This window comes from Paenibacillus methanolicus (genome assembly GCF_008124765.1).
GTDB classification, from domain to species: Bacteria; Bacillota; Bacilli; order Paenibacillales; family Paenibacillaceae; genus Paenibacillus_Z; species Paenibacillus_Z methanolicus.
Genome location: NZ_VNHS01000013.1, coordinates 36538 through 54439 on the forward strand (window position 1 = coordinate 36538; position 17902 = coordinate 54439).

Consider the following 17902-nt stretch of genomic DNA (forward strand, 5'->3'; position numbering starts at 1 on the left):
AATCGGGGTAAGCACGAATATACTGTGCTGAAGTCGTTTATTCGTGGTAAAGGAGCTGAGCTGGATTGGAGATTGGTCAGTTCGAACAGGAAGTCTATACCGTTGAATTCGCGGATCGGCACTATAACGTCGTTTACTATCGGGAGATCGAGGCGATCGGCACGGAGGATGCCCGGCTGCAAATCCTGCTGCACCACCCGGACGCCAACATACGCGCGGTTACCCGGAAAGAATAGCTTATCGCAAGGCGAAACGACTGTAGCCGTTTTTTAGCGGCGACATGCGTTTCGTTCCGGATAAGCGGATTGGTTTGCGTTCACAATCCGAAGATTGGGAATGCAGCATTCCGCGATGGAGAAATACAAGATGGCTTATATTCGTGAACATATAAATTCTAGTATTTCAAGGAAGAACCGCCCGTGAGCGCAAGCTCATGGGCGGTTTCTTTTGCTGCTCGAATAAGAGGCGTAATGCATGCAAGAAGGAAAATATTGCCTGGCGGCGAAATTACTGAATAAAAGCAGTGTACGAAGCGGAGGCGAGGAAGACGCGCATTGACTATATATCAAAGGATGCATACGTGGTGCACGGGATTACGGTCCAAGACCTGGCGAGTCGGACGTACTGCGTGTTCGATCTGGAGGGAACCGGCATTGATTTCGACCGCAATCATATTACGCAGATCGGCGCAGTGCGGCTTGAAGCAGGCAAGATCGTTCGTACGTTTCGCGCCTATGTTCGATCGCCCAGACCGATCCCGCCTTCGATCGAAGCGATGACCGGCATTTCAAACGCAATGATTCAGGAAGCGCCGGCCTTTCCCGAGGCGATTCGCGCCTTTCGGGCCTTCTGCGAAGGGAGCGTGCTCGCGACGCAGGCCGGGTACGAATACGACATGCCGATGTTGGAGCGACATTGCCGAGAATACGGCGTTCCAGGCCTCGAGCAGCCGGTGCTTGATACGAAGGCCATGTTCGCATGGCTTTATCCCGAGTGCGAAGCGGTCATTTCGACCGATTATTTGCTGGATTACTACCACCTCTCGCGCGAGGGGGCGCAGCGTCATGACGCATTGGGAGATTGCGTGCTAATAAGCCGTATTCTGACCCAGTTACTAGCAGAGTACAAGGAACGCGGGATAGCGGATTTTCGCCTGGATAATTCCTTAACCGTGAGACGATTCGCAATCCCGGGCATGGCGAGGACGTAAATTATGAAAGGCGGAGAATCCAATGGGCATCCAAGTTAAAGCGGGCGATTTGCTCCAAGCCGCCGAGCATGTCATCGGTCATCAGGTGAACTGCCAAGGCGTGATGGGTTCGGGCGTCGCGAAGAGCATCCGCGCTCAGTTCCCGGAGGCGTACGAAGCATACCTCGAACTGTGCAGCCGCACGTCGAATGAGGAGCTGCTAGGCCGGTGCCAAATGGTGCAGACGCCAGACGGCAAGCACGTCGCCAATCTATTCGGTCAGTTCAACTACGGGCGTCAGCCGAAGCTGTACACCGACTACGACGCTCTACGGCAGGCGCTGAGCCAATTGAAAGGTTACGCCCGGGAACGCGGATTGACGGTCGCGCTACCGTATCAAATCGGCTGCGGCCTCGCCAACGGCGATTGGAGCATCGTGGAGGCAATGATCAACGAAATATTCGAAGATTATGAAGTGACGTTGTACAGGCTGTGAGCGAGACGAGCAAGCATCATAAAGGCACAGGTGCGTTCGCATCGTCTGCTATTGTGGCGGATCGGCACAAGCCGGGTTCCGCGTCGGGAGGTTCTATGACGACATCGACCACTATTTATTTCGTCCGCCATGGGAAGACGCAATTCTCGAAGGACCTCGAGAGGGAAGGCGGCGGCGCGAAGCTAACGGAAGAGGGCGAGCGCGATGCAAGGCGAGTGGCGGAGCAGCTGTCCGGCGAGGGCATTGACGTCATCGTCTCCAGTCCGCAGCATCGGGCGCGGGATACCGTCGCGCCGCTGGCCGAACGGCTTGGGAAAGAGATTACGCTTATGGAAGCGCTCAAGGAGCGGGCGATCGGTAGTCTGAGGCTGGATATTCCGGACGAAGAATTTCGGCGCGCCGTGGCGCTCTCGTTCGAGGACCTGGACGCGGCGCTCCCGGAAGGGGAGACGACGCGGCAAGCGCGGGACCGCGCGGTGCCCGTGATCAGGCGTCTGCTCAAGGCGCACGCGGGCAAACGGATCGCGATTGGCACCCACGGCAACATCATGACGATTCTGCTTCACTATTTCGATGCGCGCTACGGCTACGCATTCTGGGCAAGCACGAGCAAGCCGGACATTTACAGAGCGAGATTCGAAGGCGAGCGCCTGGCGGAAGTGGAGCGATTGTGGGAGGAAGAGGGCGCTCCGAGACCGGCATCCGTTCCGCCAGGAGGCGATAGACGGTGACGAGTAACGCCAACCGTATCAAGCAATTGCTGCGTCGTCGCGTGCTGGAGAACATAACGCCGCTCAAAATGCTCGAAGCATACGGCGCCTGCATGAGCTGCCGCTTGTTGGAGCAAGAAGGGCGTTGGGGCGTGCTGCTGCTTCTGCCAACGTCGGTCTTTCCTTACGATGCGAAGACATACCCGGATGCGACGCACAGCGTGTTCTTGGCCGGAACGGATGAGGAACTGCTTGGACAGCTTGTGGATGAACTGCCATTCGAACGGCCGCTCGTCTTCAAAGTGCAACGACCGGAATACGAGACGCTGCTGCGAGAGCGGCTCCCGCTTGAACGCAAACGAGCATTTCATACGTATTCCATTCGCATCGAGCGATTAATCGTTTCGCCGAACGGGAACGTCCCGGAGGAACGGCAGTTGAACGAATCGCTGCTGCCTCTCTGGATGGCCAACGGCTATACAAGGGAAGAGTTGTTGGCCATGTTCGCGGGCGGCGCCCGATCTTATACGCTGTACGAATGGGGAATGCCTGCGAGTACGTGCCTCACGTTCCCGAACTATGGCGACGTCTGGGAGATCGGCGCGGTTCATACGACGGAGGCGCATCGGGGGAAAGGTCTGGCCGCCCAAGTCGTGACGACGGCAGCGGCCAGCCTGCTTGCCGAGGGGCGGATCCCCCGCTATCATGTGGAAGAAGGCAATACGGCTTCCATCAAGCTTGCCGATAAACTGGGCTTCACGCATGAGGTGGAACTTGCGCATTGGTACTACGACGGCAAGCGAATCTGACAGAAGAAAGGCGTTGTCCGCATGACCTTATTTTATTACATGGCCGCCGGCCGCGCGCTGCCGACGGGCTCGTTCGGCAAGAACAAGACGACGATGACGCTGAATCATTACGTGACGCACGTGAATCCGGCCGCGGCCGATAACGGGCCGATGCAGATGCTGCTGCGGAAGTACCCGGCGGGCGAGCAGCTGATGGAAGTGTACGAGACCGAATTGGATGCCGTAGGCTTGTTCGTTAAGGGACCAATGGAGAATCCGGGAACGGAGCATCCGTTCAAGCTGCCGCTTATTTATGAAATCAGTCCCGAAGGCGGTTCGTACAAGCTCCGTCCCGAGTGGTTGAAGACGCAGCCTGCAGCATACGCGAAAAGCCGCAAAAGCCTGGACGTGCTGCTCGATTATTTGCGAAGCCATCTCGAACCCGGGGAGCATGCCGAGCTTTACGCCTGTTGGGCCAATGGGAAGGATCGTTTTGAGGACCCGCCGAAGCACGAGCTGGATACCGTGCTGGATTTGAACGCGTTTACGCTAGACGAAGGGTTCGATTGGCAGGAGCATCAATATATTAGCGTGACACGATGATGGCATGACATAAATGATAAGGCGGCGAGCCAGGGAGGATGATTTCCCTGACTCGCCGCCTTTTTCGTCGATTAGTCGATTAAAGGTGGAATAATTGCGTTAACGCGCGCGCTCCAGCTTCTTCAGGAACGCTTCGCCCACGTCGGCATTGGTGACGTTGATTCGCTTCAGGCGCAACGTGCTCGGCTGGTTGCCGGGGAAGTTGATGCCGGGTTTCACGAGCAGCGTCATCGTGAAACCCGCTTGACGGGCGATGGCTTCGCTGGCCGTGCTGTAGTCGCCGAACGGGTAGCAGAGCACGAAGACGGGGCGGTGCGTATGGTTCTCGATCATCGTCTTCGACAAGTTAAAATCGTCCAGCACCTTTTGCTCGAAAATTGCTTTCGTCTCCGGCTGCTTTCCGGCATATGCCGGCGCCGTTACGAGACCGCGTTCGACGTCCGAGCCTCGTACCTTGCCTTTGCGGTGCAGGTCGTACGTATGGCTTTGAGTATCGACGAGCCCGCTTGCCGACATCTCGGCGATTTGCGCCCAGGTTAGCTTCGGCGCCCCGTCGGAGGTGATGTCGGACGCATCGCGGCGGATCATCGAGGCGATGACGAAGATCGTCGCCTTGGCGTTGTATTTGCGCAGCAGCGGGTAGGCCAGCGTATAGTTGCTCTCGTAACCGTCGTCGAACGTGAGATAGACGGGTTTCTTCGGGAAGAGGCGCTGCCCCTTCAAATACTGCTGCGCTTCCTCGGCCGACAGCGTCGCGTATCCGCCTGCCGCAAGCGCGGCGAGCTGCTTCTCCAGCGCCTTCGGATGCACGATCGTCGACGTATCCAGATCGGTCTGAAAATGGTGATACATCAAGATCGGCAAACCGTCCGTCTCCGTGCGGTAGCGAACGCCGTCATTGGCGATGCTCAGCCGATGCGTTCGCGCGTTCCAGTCTACCGCAAAGTTCTCGAAGCCGCTCAACTTTCCAGCCGGAAAATACAGGATGCCTTTGCGCTCCAGGAGCTCATCCGGCTGTAGGTTTAACTTGGCCGAGTGCGTCTGTTTGGCATGAAGAGTTATGCCGCCGGCGATTCGCTCCGATTCGAGCCCGAAGCGGGCGGCATCGTGGAGGGGAAGGTAGAGACTACCGGACTGCTCGATCGGCGGGTGAGGCAAATGGGCTTCCAAGCCGTTGAAGTATGTGTGGATCGCCGCTTCTTTGCGTCCGTATGGGAAGAGAAGCAAGAGCAAGATGGCGAGCATCAGACTGACTTTAGATTTCATGAGGCACCTTGAGTAGAATGGATTTTGATTACGATTGCTTGCGGATTTCATTGGGCGTTCACCTAGCCGTTCTTGCGTCGGCGTCTTCGCCGGACGAGAAGCGCGGCGGTCGACAGAACGACGAGTCCGACGCCGAGAAGGACGAGCTCGCCGCGATAATCTCGGAAGGATAGCCGTCGCGGACGATGGTCCTTAATGAAGATCGTCTGCGGTTCGACGCCTGGTCCAAGGACGCGCAGATCGCTGGCGGCGGCCGTCAGCTCCTTGACGCTGCACTGACCGGTGTACGCATCTCCGTTGCGCTCCTGGTAAGCATAGACGAGATAGCGGGCGCCTACTTGGAAGTCGATTCCGCAGGAGGCTTCGGATCCGCGGTCGAACACGATCAGCTCGGTTTGCTCGGCGCCCTTCCACGATTCGGTCACCTTGAAGTGATTCGCCTCCCGATGTTCGATCGGACCGAGGACGCGAGCCTGCCGCTCTTGTTTCTTCACGCGCAGAACCTCGCCCGTGAACACCAGTTTGGCGTTCGCCAGCGCTTCGGCGGGATTCGGTTCCGCGCAATCGCATGCGTAAGAGACCGAGGGAGAAGGGAACGCGATGCCAGACGCGGCACATAGCGCGAGAAGGAAGAGTGCGACGATTTTCCTCATCTTGCAGATGTCCCTTCATCATATAGTAACTAATCCTGATTTGTAAATTAGCTCCATTTCAGACGAGACATGACAGCCGAAAGTTGCGCCGTACGGATCGAAAAACGAAAAAAAGCAACCGGCCTAAGCCGATTGCTTGTGTAGTCAGTAGTCTTATGTTCGAATATCTTCTCTGCCGCCGGCCTCTAGAACTTCACGCGCTCCGCCAAATACGCCTTCAACCCCGCGATCGGAAGCCGGGTCTGCTCCATCGTGTCGCGGTCGCGGATAGTGACGCAGCCGTCGGTCTCCGACTCGAAGTCGTACGTAATGCAGAACGGCGTGCCGATCTCGTCGTGACGGCGGTAGCGCTTGCCGATGGAGCCGGCGGCGTCGTAATCGACCATGAAGTCTTCGGCGAGATCGGCGAAGATGCGCTGCGCGCCTTCGGCCAGTTTCTTGGAGAGCGGGAACACCGCCGCCTTGATCGGCGCGAGCGCCGGATGGAAGCGGAGCACGACGCGGCTGTCCTCGCCCTCAAGCTGCTGTTCTTCGTAGGCATCGACCAAGAACGCCAGCGTGACGCGGTCCGCGCCGAGCGAAGGCTCGATGCAGTACGGCACGTAACGCTCGTTCGACTCCTGATCGATGTAATGGAAGTCTTCGCCGGAGTGAGCCATATGCTGCTTCAGGTCGTAATCGGTCCGGTCGGCGATGCCCCATAGTTCGCCCCAGCCGAACGGGAAGCGGTATTCGATGTCGGTCGTCGCGTTGCTGTAATGGGACAGCTCGTCTTCGGCGTGGTCGCGCAGCCGGATGCTCGCTTCGTTCATGCCGAGCGAGAGCAGCCAGTCGCGGCAGAAGTTGCGCCAGTATTCGAACCACTGCAGGTCCTCGCCCGGCTTGCAGAAAAACTCCAGCTCCATTTGCTCGAATTCGCGCGTGCGGAACGTGAAGTTGCCCGGCGTAATTTCGTTGCGGAAGCTCTTGCCGATCTGGCCGATGCCCAGCGGCATCTTCTTGCGCATCGTCCGCTGCGCGTTCTTGAAGTTGACGAAGATGCCTTGCGCCGTCTCGGGACGGAGGTAGACCGTATTGGAACTCGATTCCGTTACGCCTTGGAACGTCTTGAACATGAGGTTGAACTGGCGAATGTCCGTGTAGTCGCGGCTGCCGCAGTCCGGACAAACGATCGCGTGCTCATCGATCAGCGCCTTCATTTGGTCGAAGGACATGCCGTCGACGACGATCTCGATGTCTTTCTCGCCGAGCGCGTTCTCGATCAGTTTGTCCGCGCGGTGGCGGGCTTTGCACGATTTGCAGTCGATCATCGGGTCGTTGAAATTTCCGACGTGGCCGGAGGCGACCCACGCCTGCGGATTCATCAGAATCGCAGCGTCCAGGCCGACATTGTACGGCGATTGCTGGATGAATTTCTTCCACCACGCGCGTTTGATATTGTTCTTCAGTTCGACGCCGAGCGGGCCGTAGTCCCACGTGTTGGCGAGTCCGCCGTAAATTTCGGATCCGGGGAACACGAAGCCGCGGTGTTTGGCCAGCGCGACGATCTGTTCCATCGTTTTGTTATTGCTCATTGTTGTGCACGCTCCTCAAGTATTAGTTCCAGCCGCAATATCAAAAAAGCCCCCGCCTCTAGGACATCGCGGGGTGCGATGCCTAGGGACGAGAGCGTATGTGCACCCGCGGTTCCACCCTAGTTGACGTTTCGCGACAAGACGAGAACGCCCTCTTTTCACAATGCCGCTCCGGACTGCCTTTTCCCTGACGAGTTGCCGGGCTTGCACGGTCCCCGGCTCGCTGTCTTAGGAGCGACTTGGCGTCGCATCAGGTACTATTGGTCCATCAACGCGGTTATGGCTGATTGGTGAACATCTTACCTCGGAAGCCGGCAAAAATCAATAACGCGTTATTCGGCTTCGATTGGCTCGACGAATAGTTCCTTATACTTCTCGTAATCCGCGGTTTTGCACTCCATCTTCAATCGGGTGCCGTTCGGCTCGTAAGACGTCTCCAGTACGTGCGCGTTGGCATTAAAGTAGGCGACCAGACGGCCCTCGGCGAACGGAATGATGACCTCGCGCTCGACGTAGTTCTGGAAGACCTTCTCTTTGACGAGCTCGACGAGCTCTTCCAGTCCGGCCCTCTCTTTCACCGATAGATAGACCTGATCGCCGCTCGTCTTCGGGTACGTCTCGCCGGTCAGGTCGGTCTTATTGTACGCGTAAATCATCGGAATGTGATCCGCGCCCAAGTCCTTAAGCGTCGAGTTCGTCACGTCGATCATCCGCTCGTGCTCTTCGTTGGCGTAATCGACGACCTGGACGAGCAGATCGGCCTCGGCGACCTCCTCAAGCGTGGAGCGGAACGCCTTCACGAGATGATGCGGCAGCTGGCTGACGAAGCCGACCGTATCGGTCAGCAGGAACGACTTGTTGTCCGGCAGCTCGATGCCGCGCACCGACGTCTCCAGCGTGGCGAATAGCATGTCTTTGGCAAGAACTTGTTTGTTCGATTCCGGCATGTAACGGTCCAAAATGGCGTTCATCAGGCTGGATTTGCCGGCATTCGTGTAGCCGACGAGACAGACGACGGGCACGCCGGTCTTCTGTCGCTGCTTGCGCTGCACTTGCCGGCGGGCGACCAGCTTCTCCAGCTCCTGCTGCAGGGCGGAGATGCGGTCCTCGATGCGTCGGCGATCCAGCTCGAGCTTCGTCTCGCCGGTACCTTTGTTCTTCATGCCGGAGCCGCCGCCTTGGCGGCCGAGCGATTCGCGCAATCCGACGAGACGCGGCAGCATGTACTGCAGCTTGGCAACCTCGACCTGAAGCTGCGCTTCGCGCGTCTGGGCGCGTTCGGAGAAGATCTCCAAGATGAGGATCGTGCGGTCGATGACCTTCTTCTGCAGCGAGCTCTCCAGATTGCGAATTTGGGAAGGGGACAGCTCGTCGTTGAAAATGACGGTCGAGGCGTCCAGCCCCTCCGCGAGCGCCGACAGCTCGCCGATTTTGCCGGTGCCCAAGTAGTGGGAGCCGTTGAGTTTGGCCAAGTTCTGGGTCAGCTCGCCGACGACCTCGATGCTGCATGCTTCCGCCAGGTTGCGCAGCTCCTCCATCGAATAGGCAAAGTCGGGGCGGTCCTGCAAATTAACGCCGACGATAACGGCTCTGTTGTTCGGTTGTTCCATATATGAATTCCTCCTAGGGATTGATTTGGATTGAGGGGAAGCGCGCGGACGCAAAAAAAACGCACGGGCGCTCTGGCCTGTGCGTTCGAAGAGTCGAATGGAGGAAACAAGGAAGTATCCGGTACGATCGACGGCGTGGAAAGTGCCGTCGCCGTTAGCCGGGTACAAACGGTCGTTTCGGAAAGCTAGTGGCAAACAAACCCGCCGATTAGCGAGCGTGATCCAAGCGCATTCCGAATATTTTATTCCCTAAAGGCATGGACGAGACCTGCAATCTCGGCGATCTCGTGGTACGATTATCCATGGGTTACCCTTAAAGGACAGACCTATCCTGAGTCCTCTGCACGCAGGCAGAGCCTTGGCGCTATTCAATTAGCCGCGCAAAGTACGAACTCGGATAAAATCTATCACACGTAACCCTCCGTTCAATCTGAAGTACACACATTCTAACATAGCCGGCCGCGTGTTTGCAAACATATGGAAAAGGGGCGGGAATTCATGCGAAACGAAGCGCAGATGATGGAGTTGATTTTGTCGACGGCCCGAGAGGACGAGCGCATCCGGGCGGTCATCCTGAACGGCTCGCGGGCGAACCCGGAGGCGAGGCGGGATCTGTTCCAAGATTACGATATCGTGTATATCGTCGCATCGGTGGAGGCGATCATTAGCGACCGCGCTTGGTTCGACCGCTTCGGCGAGCGAATGATCGCGCAGTCTTCGGACGAGCAGTTGGACAGCGAACGCCGGCCGGGCGACGGCTATATTTGCATGATGCAATTCATGGACGGCAACCGGCTCGATCTCCGTTTGTTCCAGGCGGACCGGCTGGCGGAGCTTGCGTCCGACAGTCTCAGCGTGCTTCTGCTCGATAAGGACGGGCTCATCGGGGAGATGGAGCCGCCGAGTCTTCGCGACTATGCCGCGAAGCGGCCGACCTCGCGGGAATTCGCGGCGTGCGCCAACGAGTTCTGGTGGGTAAGTACTTATGTAGCCAAAGGATTGTGGCGGGACGAGCTGACGTACGCGAAGTCGATGATGGACGGGCCGGTCAGGGAGATGCTCATCCGGATGCTTGCGTGGCAAATCGGCGAGCGCTCCGGCTATACGGCCGACACGGGCAAGCTCGGCAAATATTTGAAGTCGTATATGGCGCCTGCCGAATGGAAGTTGTTCGTCCGAACTTACCCGGACGCCGATCCCGAGCGGATGTGGGACGCGCTGCTGCGGATGGGCGAGCTGTTCCGGCATGCGGGACGGGAGGTGGCGGCCGCTTGCGGCCATGCTTACCCGGAGGAAGACGATCGGCGGGTCACGGCGCACTTGGCCCACGTCAGAAGGCTGGCGCCCGATGCTTCGGATTATATGAACCGCGATGGACATGGACGAATATGATTTTACACGGCGAGGTATGCGGAAAATAGGAGGATATTGTCAAGCGGGCTCGAACTGATTGTAGACAAAGATCCAGATGATAAGCGCGAACTTATACTTTCCTACTATGTTACAAAATGCCTAGCCGGGAGGTTGAACCGATGTTCGTTCAGATTTTGCTGCTGGATGTGTTGTTCGTCCTCGTCCCTACGTTTATTTACGGCATTTTTTACGACCGGATGCGGCAGACGCCGCTTTGGTACGGGTTCTTGCTGGGCCTATCCGCGATGGTATGCCTCGCGACGAGCGTGCATGAAGCCAATCTGTACTTTGACTTGCGTTACATCCCGCTCGTGATCGCCTTTCTCTATTGCGGCCGCAAGGCCGGACTGCTGGTCTTGGTCTGCATCTTGGCGATTCGAACGTATGTCGGCGCCGATGAGATGGTGGTCGGCCACATCAGCATTTTGCTCGCGGCGATCGTCCCGTGGCTGGCGGGCTCTGGCATTGGCGCGCTTCCTTATCGCGGACGGATCGCGAAGGCGCTCATGATCGGCTGCTGGCCGCTCGTCACGTCGGTGGCGGTGATCGGCGTCTATTCCGCGCTGTTCGGATCGGAACGGATCGGTTGGCCGGATTTGCTGCAGATGCTGTTTTTCGGCGCGGCCTATATCGTTGGCCTTGGTCTATCGATTATGCTGAATGAAGCGATTCTGGAGCGCGAGATGATGAAGATCGAACTGCAGCGCGGCGAGAAGCTGCAGGTCGTCGGGGAGCTGGCGGCATCGATCGCGCACGAAATCCGCAATCCGCTGACGGTCGTCAAAGGGTTTCTGCAATTAAGCTTGGAACGCAAGGAAGCAGGCATTTCGCATATTCCGATCATGCTGGAGGAGCTTGGCCGCGCGGAGATGATCATCAACGATTATTTGAGCGTGTCGCGTCCGCAATTCGAGAAGATCGAAGCATTCGATTTGGGCCTGCTGATCTCGAATATACTCGTTCTGTTGGATCCGCTTGCGAATAAAGAAGGCATTCTCGTGGAGATGCAGCTGGAGGAAGGCCTCTCGCTGCGCACCGACAAGGCGCGTCTGCAGCAGGCGCTGCTGAATTTGATCAAGAACGCCATCGAGGCGACGAAAGCCGGCGGCATCGTGAAGGTCGCGTTGAACGCGGGGCCGGGCGAAGCGCACGTGACGATCGCCGATACGGGGAGAGGCATGACCGAGCAGGAGTTGAATCGCTTGGGCACGCTGTTCTATTCGACGAAGGAGAAGGGAACGGGCCTCGGCACGAGCGTCTCGATCCGGATTATCGAAGCGATGCAGGGGACCATTTCGTTCAAAAGCAAGCCGGGCGTCGGCACCCGAATTTCGATCGTCCTCCCGCTCGCGGAGCGGCATTTTCGCGACCGCTTGGGCTGATCGCTCTCGCAGCAGGCTGGACACGCGGGCCCGCTTGGAGGGATAATGGGATACCACCATTTCAAAAAAAGAGGTCAATTGGCATGATAACGACATCCAATAAGGCAAGCGCCAAGAACATCGTATTTTTTGACTCGGGGCTAGGCGGGTTGAGCGTGCTGTCCGAGGCGCTCGACCGCCTGCCGGGCGAGAATTATATTTATTTCGCGGATAATCTGTACGTCCCCTACGGCATGAAGCCGCAGGAAGACGTGCGCCGTTTCATACTCGGGGCGTTCGAACGCATTATGGAGAACGAGGTCAAAGCGATCGTCGTCGCGTGCAATACGGCCACGAGCCTCGTCGTTCGCCAGCTGCGGAGCGACTATGGCATTCCCGTCATCGGCATGGAGCCGGCCGTCAAGCCGGCCGTCGAGCATAACCGGGCCAGCGGCAAGCGGGTACTCGTGCTCGCGACGCCGATCACGCTGAATCAGACCAAATACGCCGAGCTAATCTCGCGGCTGGACGGCGATCATATCGTCGATTCGCTCCCGCTGCCGGAGCTGGTCACGTATTGCGAAGAGCTCAATTTCGACCGGGGTACGATCGGGGCTTACTTTCGGGATAAGCTCGCGCCATATGATCTGAATAATTACGGCACGATCGTGCTCGGCTGCACGCACTATCCATTCTATCGCGAATTGTTGAAGGAGCTGCTGCCGCCCCATATCGAGCTCGTCGACGGCAGCCGAGGGACGGTGTCCCGATTGTCGGATGTGCTGGAGACCCACGGCTTGATGAACTCGCAGACGCGCGGCCGATTGACCTTCAGCTGTTCCGGGGAGACGGCATACATCCAGAAGCTGGAGCGGGCGCTGGCGCTGTATCGGACGGAGCTGTCGGTCTAGCGGAGGCCAGAGTGCCACAGGAGAAAACGGTATGGAACACGAAAGCTCGCCAAGGCATGCGCCTTGACGGGCTTTTTGTGGATTGACTGCCGCGGATACGAGTCGCGAGTCGCGTTCGACCACCGAGCAACAGCTGCCTTAATCCGTCGCGCCTCCGTATCCGTAAGGCCGGTCGCCTACGATCGAGATACGCTCCGCCACCCGGCGCTCCGGATAATAATCGTTCACCGCGTAGTGCTGGAGGGCGCGATTGTCCCAGAAGGCGACCGTATCCGGCTCCCAGCGGAAGCGGACGTGATACTCGGGGATCGCGATTTGACGGAACAAATATTGGAGCACTTTCTCGCTCTCGTGGTCCTCCAAGCCGACGATCCGGGTCGTGAAGGAGGAATTGACGAACAGCGTTTTACGTCCCGTCTCCGGATGGACGCGCACGATCGGATGCTCGGCGGCGGGGAACTCGGCTTGTTTGGCGGCTAATTGGTCCGGAGGCAGCGCCCGTCCGAACACGTGGGTGAAATCGTGAATCGCTGTCAACCCGTCAATGCGCGCCCGAATCTCTTCCGGCAAATTATCGTAGGCGGCAGCGGCATCCGACCAGATCGTGTCGCCGCCGCCGGATGCCGGCGTCTCGATGAGCCGCAGCACGGCGCCGAGGGCGGGAGTAAGCCGCCAGGTCACGTCCGCGTGCCAATTGTTCTCGCGTCCCGCCGTCTTGTCGTCCTTGGCGAAACGAACGACGTCCGCCGAATCTCCCTGCGGCAAGAAGGGATGGTTCTCGAGCTCCCCCCAATTGCGGGCGAACGCCGCCTGCTGCTCGGACGTGATCCGTTGGTTGCGGAAGAACAGCACCTTCCACTCCAGCAGGGCGCGGTTCAGCTCTTGCTTCAATTCCTCCGTGAGCGGAAGGCGCAGATCGACGCCTTCGATCTCGGCTCCGAGCGTCCGAGCTAGCGGCTTCACGCGGAATAGCGCGTAGGGGGCGGATATGGCGTCGCCTTGCAGTCGCCGCAGAAGGCGAGGGCCGTTCGCTGATTCCCGGCTAATGGCGAGCGGCCGATCCGCGGCGGGATGGAATGCGGCGAGATTCGCTTCCGATAGGGCCATGTTAGCGAGCCTCCTTTCGAACCGCTTCGACAGGCTGTAGATGATGGCGGAAGAACCGAGTCGTCGCCTGGAGCGCTTCATCGAGGAATGGCGTCGGGCCGGCGAACGGATGTTGGATGCCGAAGCCGTGGTCGCCTCCTTCGATTTGCGCGAAGGCATGGCCGGGCGCGGCCAAGCGAAGCGCTTCATGGCCGAGCAGGAGGCGTTCTCCGTCAGCGCTGCCTTGCACGATGAGAGCCGGCCGCTTCAAATAAGCCAGTTGATACGGAATGTCGTAGCGGGATGCGTGCTGCTCGATATCGGCCGCGATGAACGGCTCGGCGCTGACGCCGGTAGGCGGCGTCAGATCGGCCGGCGGATTCCAAGCGACGACGGCCCCTACCGCGTCCTGCTCGGCGGCCGTGATAACCGAGGCAGCTCCGCCTCGACTGTGGCCGAGCAAGCCGATTCGACCGGGATCGGCGGCAGCGGACAGCGGCAGCCTCTGCTCGCGGACGAGCGTCAGAATGGTCTGCAGATCTTCTAGTTCCCTGCTTAACGTCCGAGCTTGCGCGACGATCGCCTCGGGCTGTTTGGCCGCGGCCGCGTCGATTCTCGAGAAGTCGAAGATAACGGTGTAGAATCCCTGCTCGGCAAGCGCATCCGTAACATAAGGCCAGAAGCCCCAATCCTTAAAACCTCGGAATCCGTGCGCAGCAATGACGACGGGAAGGTCTTTGCCCCCATCTTTCGTTTTGATTTCGCCGTTCAAAAACAAACCGTTGTCCAATGGGGCGCGAAACGCTTCGCGGCTAATTCTGGTCGTGCTCATGCGATCAACCTCCTGCGTAATTATGGGAAATTAGGAACAAAAACAGGCCTTCTTCAAAATTAAGAAGAACGCCTCCGTCGGTACGGTTAACGAACTCGGATACGCGGTCGCAGCCTTTAATCCGATAAAACAAATTGGATTTGTAGAGATCATATTATAGGGGCCTTCCAGAGCTGTCAATAGCGTCAAATGTCGAATAAATTTTTTGTCGCGAGTCCGTTGACAACCCGATTTAATGCATGATAAAGTCGCTCTAAACCAAAACCAAGTAACAGAATTGGAATTGTTGGATAAGGTCGACCAAACCATTGGAGACCCTGATCGGAAGCGGAAGCATCTGTGCGTCGCGCTTAGATCGGGGTCTTCGGCATTGTTAAAAAAAGATCGAAGGAACTACCGGATAACCGGCGATCCTCCGCAAACCTTTGGCGAGTCACGCGCATTTTGAAGCGCCGAGCTCCCCTCTGAGCGGAGGATTTTTTAGTACCACCTACATAAACGGGAGGTTGAGGAGAATGAACAACGTACAGAAACGAAAAAGAGGGTTCGGCAAGCTTGGGATCATCATGGCGGCGGTCGTCATGACGGCCGTGGTGCTGAGCGGCTGCGGCGGAGATAAGACGGTCACGGCGAACGCCAACGCAGGCAATGGCAACAAAGGCGCGAAGAACGAAGCCGCCTCCTCGACGAACGGCGAACCCGAGCTGCTGGAACTCCGCTATCAAGGCGGGGTAGGATCGGTGACGCTGCCCGAGCTGGCCGAGGATCTGGGCTATCTGGCGCCGATCAAACTCAAGTGGATCGGCAACACGATTAGCGGGCCGCAGGACATTCAGTCGGCGGCGACGGGCGACGTCGATTTCGGCGGGGCGTTCAACGGCGCGGTCGTCAAGCTGATCGCCTCGAAGGCGCCGGTCGTCCCGGTCATCGGCTACTACGGCGTCAACGAGAAACGGTGGGCGGGCTACTTCGTGCTCGAAGACAGCCCGATCAAGACCGCGCGGGATTTCATCGGCAAGACGGTCGGCATGAACACGCTCGGCGCGCACTATGAGGTCGTCCTGAAGACGTGGCTGCGCAAGGAAGGACTGACCGAAGACGAGATCAAATCGGTGCAGTTGGTCGTCATTCCGCCGATCAACGCCGAGCAGGCGCTGCGCCAGGGGCAGGTCGACGTGGCCACGCTGGGCGATATGGCGCGAGACAAGGCGCTGGAGCGGGGCGGCATTCGTCCCATCTTCAACGACTACGACCTGCTGGGCGAATTTACGGCGGGGTCGTACGTCCTGCGCAAAGACTTTATCGAGAAGAATCCGAACACGACCCGCAAGTTCGTCGAGGCCGTCGCCAAAGCCATCGAATGGGCGCGCACGACGCCGACCGAAGAGGTTGGCGCGCGATTGGAGAAAATCCTTACGGAACGGGGACGCGACGAAGATACGTCGGTGTTGAAGTATTTCAAATCGTACGGCGTCGCGGGCAAAGGCGGCCTCATCTCGGATAAGGAGTTCCAAATTTGGATCGACTGGCTGGAGAACGAAGGCACGATCAAGAAGGGCCAAGTGAAGGTGCCGGACATTTATACGAACGAGTTTAATCCGTTCCAGGACGAAGCGAACAAGTAGAGCACGCGGTAGGTCTATTCCAAACGCGAGGTGAGCGAGATGACGACGAAAATCAGTTTCCAGCATGTGAACAAGACGTTCAAAGTGAAAGGAAACGCGGGCCGGTCCGAGGCGACCGAGTTCACGGCGCTGCGCGACATCAATTTCGACGTGAAAACCGGCGAATTCATGGTGATCGTAGGGCCGAGCGGTTGCGGCAAGTCGACGCTGCTCGACTTGCTCGGCGGCCTGACGAAGCCGACGAGCGGCAGCATCCTGATCGACGGCAAGCCGATCAAAGGGCCGGCGCTTGACCGCGGCATCGTCTTCCAGCAGTACGCGCTGTTCCCGTGGAAGACGGCACGAGGGAATATCGAATTTGGTCTTGAAGCGAAGGGCATACGAGGCAAGGAGCGCGCCGAGCGGGCGCGCGAATTCCTCTCGCTCGTCGGCCTCGACGGCTTCGCAGACCGCTACCCGCACGAGCTGTCCGGCGGGATGAAGCAGCGCGTCGCCATCGCCCGCAGTCTCGCGTACGACCCCGACATCCTGCTTATGGATGAGCCGTTCGCCGCGCTGGACGCGCAAACGCGCGAAACGCTGCAGAGCGAGCTGCTGAAGATCTGGGAGAAGACGAAGAAGACGATCGTGTTCATCACGCACGGCATCGACGAGGCCGTCTATCTCGGTCAGCGAGTCGCGGTCATGACGAGCCGGCCGGGGCGGATCAAAGAAATCATCGACATTCCGCTCAGCGCGCGAAACGGCGAAGAGGACTTGCGCTCGGATCCGGAGTTCGGACGTCTTCGCCATGAGATATGGAGCCTGCTCCGCGACGAGGTGCAGCGCGCCCAGGCATACGAGATTCAAGACAAAGCCGGTCATGCTCAGAACGCATCCAATAAAAATAAATCGGGGGTGTTGTAACATGGCAACGGCGGAAAAAAGCGTATCGCTGCCGATCGGATCGGCGCAGCGGCGGAGTTCCGCGATCGCGGCTCCGCTTGGCATTGCAGGAAAGGTATTGAAGCGCACGATTGCCATCTTGGCGCTGGCGGCCACATGGGAAGTCGTGCCTCGGGCGGGTCTCGTGGAGACGGCCTTCCTGCCGCCGCTCTCCGAAGTGCTTCAAGCATGGTGGGGCTTGCTGACGAGCGGCGAACTGTGGACCCATACGGAAGCCAGCCTGATTCGCTCGCTCGCCGGCTTCGGCATCGCAATCGCGGCGGCCATCCCGCTCGGACTGCTGATCGGCTGGTACAAAGGACTGTCGGAGCTGCTCACGCCGGTGCTTGAGCTATTCCGCAACACGGCTGCGCTGGCGCTGCTGCCGGTGTTCACGCTCATCTTGGGAATCGGCGAAACGTCCAAAATCACGCTGATCGTCTATGCGTGCTCGTGGCCGATCTTGCTGAATACGATTTCCGGCGTGAAGAATGTCGACCCGCTGCTCATCAAATCGGCCAAATCCATGGGATTGTCGCCGCTTAAATTGTTCATCAAGGTCATTCTTCCGGCGGCCGTGCCGACGATCTTCACCGGCGTCCGGCTGGCGGGGGCAGGCTCGATTCTCGTGCTCATCGCGGCGGAGATGGTCGGCGCCAAAGCCGGTCTCGGCTATTTGATCAACTACGCGCAGTTCAACTTCCAGGCGCCGGAGATGTACGCGGGCATCATCAGCATCTCGCTGATCGGCCTGTTGTTCAATCAAGGACTCGTCACGTTGGAGAAACGGTTCACCGCTTGGAAGCAGACGCAATCCCAATAACGATGAAGCGACACCACTATGCGAAGGTTAGGTGATTT

18 protein-coding genes are annotated in these 17902 nt (G+C 58.4%); 12 read left to right on the forward strand and 6 right to left on the reverse strand.

Going from position 1 to position 17902, the window contains the following annotated elements; all coding sequences use genetic code 11:
* Positions 1–65: 65 nt before the first annotated feature.
* The 6 genes from BCM02_RS35515 to BCM02_RS29525 all read left to right on the forward strand — a co-directional run bounded on the left by BCM02_RS35515 (position 66) and on the right by BCM02_RS29525 (position 3786).
* Positions 66–236 (forward strand): hypothetical protein, encoded by a 171-nt coding sequence (locus BCM02_RS35515; RefSeq protein ID WP_187434476.1) that lies wholly within the window; start codon positions 66–68, stop codon positions 234–236.
* 347 nt (positions 237–583) lie between these two features.
* Positions 584–1210: a 3'-5' exonuclease gene (locus tag BCM02_RS29505; protein ID WP_187434477.1), complete on the forward strand. Its 627-nt coding sequence runs from the start codon at positions 584–586 to the stop codon at positions 1208–1210.
* A gap of 22 nt (positions 1211–1232) precedes the next feature.
* Positions 1233–1685 (forward strand): macro domain-containing protein, encoded by a 453-nt coding sequence (locus BCM02_RS29510; protein ID WP_148932725.1) that lies wholly within the window; start codon positions 1233–1235, stop codon positions 1683–1685.
* A gap of 95 nt (positions 1686–1780) precedes the next feature.
* Entirely contained in the window at positions 1781–2416 is a 636-nt protein-coding gene (locus BCM02_RS29515) for a histidine phosphatase family protein (RefSeq protein ID WP_148932726.1), read from the forward strand.
* On the forward strand, positions 2413–3204 hold the full coding sequence (locus BCM02_RS29520) for a GNAT family N-acetyltransferase (RefSeq protein ID WP_148932727.1): 792 nt from the start codon (positions 2413–2415) through the stop codon (positions 3202–3204). The genes BCM02_RS29515 and BCM02_RS29520 overlap by 4 nt, the downstream gene beginning before the upstream one ends.
* A gap of 21 nt (positions 3205–3225) precedes the next feature.
* On the forward strand, positions 3226–3786 hold the full coding sequence (locus BCM02_RS29525; protein WP_148932728.1) for a hypothetical protein: 561 nt from the start codon (positions 3226–3228) through the stop codon (positions 3784–3786).
* A gap of 99 nt (positions 3787–3885) precedes the next feature.
* Here BCM02_RS29525 and BCM02_RS29530 read toward each other — a convergent pair whose 3' ends face one another.
* The 4 genes from BCM02_RS29530 to hflX all read right to left on the reverse strand — a co-directional run bounded on the left by BCM02_RS29530 (position 3886) and on the right by hflX (position 8889).
* The gene (locus tag BCM02_RS29530) at positions 3886–5052 is read right to left on the reverse strand and encodes a polysaccharide deacetylase family protein (protein ID WP_187434478.1); all 1167 of its coding nucleotides are present in this window, start codon (positions 5050–5052) and stop codon (positions 3886–3888) included.
* A gap of 62 nt (positions 5053–5114) precedes the next feature.
* Positions 5115–5705: a hypothetical protein gene (locus BCM02_RS29535; protein WP_148932730.1), complete on the reverse strand. Its 591-nt coding sequence runs from the start codon at positions 5703–5705 to the stop codon at positions 5115–5117.
* A 185-nt stretch (positions 5706–5890) separates the two neighbouring features.
* The gene (locus BCM02_RS29540; protein ID WP_148932731.1) at positions 5891–7279 is read right to left on the reverse strand and encodes a glycine--tRNA ligase; all 1389 of its coding nucleotides are present in this window, start codon (positions 7277–7279) and stop codon (positions 5891–5893) included.
* Positions 7280–7611: 332 nt separating this feature from the next.
* Positions 7612–8889: a GTPase HflX gene (hflX, locus tag BCM02_RS29545; protein WP_148932732.1), complete on the reverse strand. Its 1278-nt coding sequence runs from the start codon at positions 8887–8889 to the stop codon at positions 7612–7614.
* A gap of 498 nt (positions 8890–9387) precedes the next feature.
* Between hflX and BCM02_RS29550 the strand changes: the two genes are divergently transcribed.
* The 3 genes from BCM02_RS29550 (at position 9388) to murI (ending at position 12574) form a co-directional block, all read left to right on the forward strand.
* Positions 9388–10281, forward strand: coding sequence for an aminoglycoside 6-adenylyltransferase (locus BCM02_RS29550; protein WP_148932733.1), 894 nt, complete (start codon positions 9388–9390; stop codon positions 10279–10281).
* 140 nt (positions 10282–10421) lie between these two features.
* The gene (locus BCM02_RS29555; protein WP_187434479.1) at positions 10422–11684 is read left to right on the forward strand and encodes an ATP-binding protein; all 1263 of its coding nucleotides are present in this window, start codon (positions 10422–10424) and stop codon (positions 11682–11684) included.
* A gap of 83 nt (positions 11685–11767) precedes the next feature.
* Positions 11768–12574, forward strand: coding sequence for a glutamate racemase (gene murI / locus BCM02_RS29560; protein WP_148932735.1), 807 nt, complete (start codon positions 11768–11770; stop codon positions 12572–12574).
* Positions 12575–12712: 138 nt separating this feature from the next.
* Here the strand turns inward: murI and BCM02_RS29565 are convergent, their stop codons facing one another.
* Together BCM02_RS29565 and BCM02_RS29570 are read right to left on the reverse strand one after the other, a co-directional pair.
* On the reverse strand, positions 12713–13681 hold the full coding sequence (locus tag BCM02_RS29565) for a TauD/TfdA dioxygenase family protein (protein WP_148932736.1): 969 nt from the start codon (positions 13679–13681) through the stop codon (positions 12713–12715).
* Between the two features lies 1 nt (position 13682).
* Positions 13683–14492 (reverse strand): alpha/beta hydrolase family protein, encoded by an 810-nt coding sequence (locus BCM02_RS29570; protein WP_148932737.1) that lies wholly within the window; start codon positions 14490–14492, stop codon positions 13683–13685.
* A gap of 515 nt (positions 14493–15007) precedes the next feature.
* Here BCM02_RS29570 and BCM02_RS29575 point away from each other — a divergent pair.
* From BCM02_RS29575 to BCM02_RS29585, 3 genes are read left to right on the forward strand one after another with little or no spacing between them, the layout of a single operon-like run.
* Positions 15008–16117: an ABC transporter substrate-binding protein gene (locus tag BCM02_RS29575; RefSeq protein WP_148932738.1), complete on the forward strand. Its 1110-nt coding sequence runs from the start codon at positions 15008–15010 to the stop codon at positions 16115–16117.
* A gap of 39 nt (positions 16118–16156) precedes the next feature.
* The gene (locus BCM02_RS29580; protein ID WP_148932739.1) at positions 16157–17023 is read left to right on the forward strand and encodes an ABC transporter ATP-binding protein; all 867 of its coding nucleotides are present in this window, start codon (positions 16157–16159) and stop codon (positions 17021–17023) included.
* A 1-nt stretch (position 17024) separates the two neighbouring features.
* Entirely contained in the window at positions 17025–17864 is an 840-nt protein-coding gene (locus BCM02_RS29585; protein ID WP_148932740.1) for an ABC transporter permease, read from the forward strand.
* The last annotated feature ends 38 nt before the right edge of the window (positions 17865–17902 follow it).

Coding starts and splice junctions, on each gene's coding strand:
- BCM02_RS29570 (WP_148932737.1), bottom strand. CDS start 14,492: ATGAGCACGACCAGAATTAGCCGCGAAGCGTTTCGCGCCCCATTGGAC.
- BCM02_RS29510 (WP_148932725.1), top strand. CDS start 1,233: ATGGGCATCCAAGTTAAAGCGGGCGATTTGCTCCAAGCCGCCGAGCAT.
- BCM02_RS29580 (WP_148932739.1), top strand. CDS start 16,157: ATGACGACGAAAATCAGTTTCCAGCATGTGAACAAGACGTTCAAAGTG.
- BCM02_RS29575 (WP_148932738.1), top strand. CDS start 15,008: ATGAACAACGTACAGAAACGAAAAAGAGGGTTCGGCAAGCTTGGGATC.
- BCM02_RS29585 (WP_148932740.1), top strand. CDS start 17,025: ATGGCAACGGCGGAAAAAAGCGTATCGCTGCCGATCGGATCGGCGCAG.
- hflX (WP_148932732.1), bottom strand. CDS start 8,889: ATGGAACAACCGAACAACAGAGCCGTTATCGTCGGCGTTAATTTGCAG.
- BCM02_RS29530 (WP_187434478.1), bottom strand. CDS start 5,052: ATGAAATCTAAAGTCAGTCTGATGCTCGCCATCTTGCTCTTGCTTCTC.
- BCM02_RS29535 (WP_148932730.1), bottom strand. CDS start 5,705: ATGAGGAAAATCGTCGCACTCTTCCTTCTCGCGCTATGTGCCGCGTCT.
- BCM02_RS29540 (WP_148932731.1), bottom strand. CDS start 7,279: ATGAGCAATAACAAAACGATGGAACAGATCGTCGCGCTGGCCAAACAC.
- BCM02_RS29515 (WP_148932726.1), top strand. CDS start 1,781: ATGACGACATCGACCACTATTTATTTCGTCCGCCATGGGAAGACGCAA.
- BCM02_RS29565 (WP_148932736.1), bottom strand. CDS start 13,681: ATGGCCCTATCGGAAGCGAATCTCGCCGCATTCCATCCCGCCGCGGAT.
- BCM02_RS29550 (WP_148932733.1), top strand. CDS start 9,388: ATGCGAAACGAAGCGCAGATGATGGAGTTGATTTTGTCGACGGCCCGA.
- BCM02_RS29555 (WP_187434479.1), top strand. CDS start 10,422: ATGTTCGTTCAGATTTTGCTGCTGGATGTGTTGTTCGTCCTCGTCCCT.
- murI (WP_148932735.1), top strand. CDS start 11,768: ATGATAACGACATCCAATAAGGCAAGCGCCAAGAACATCGTATTTTTT.
- BCM02_RS29525 (WP_148932728.1), top strand. CDS start 3,226: ATGACCTTATTTTATTACATGGCCGCCGGCCGCGCGCTGCCGACGGGC.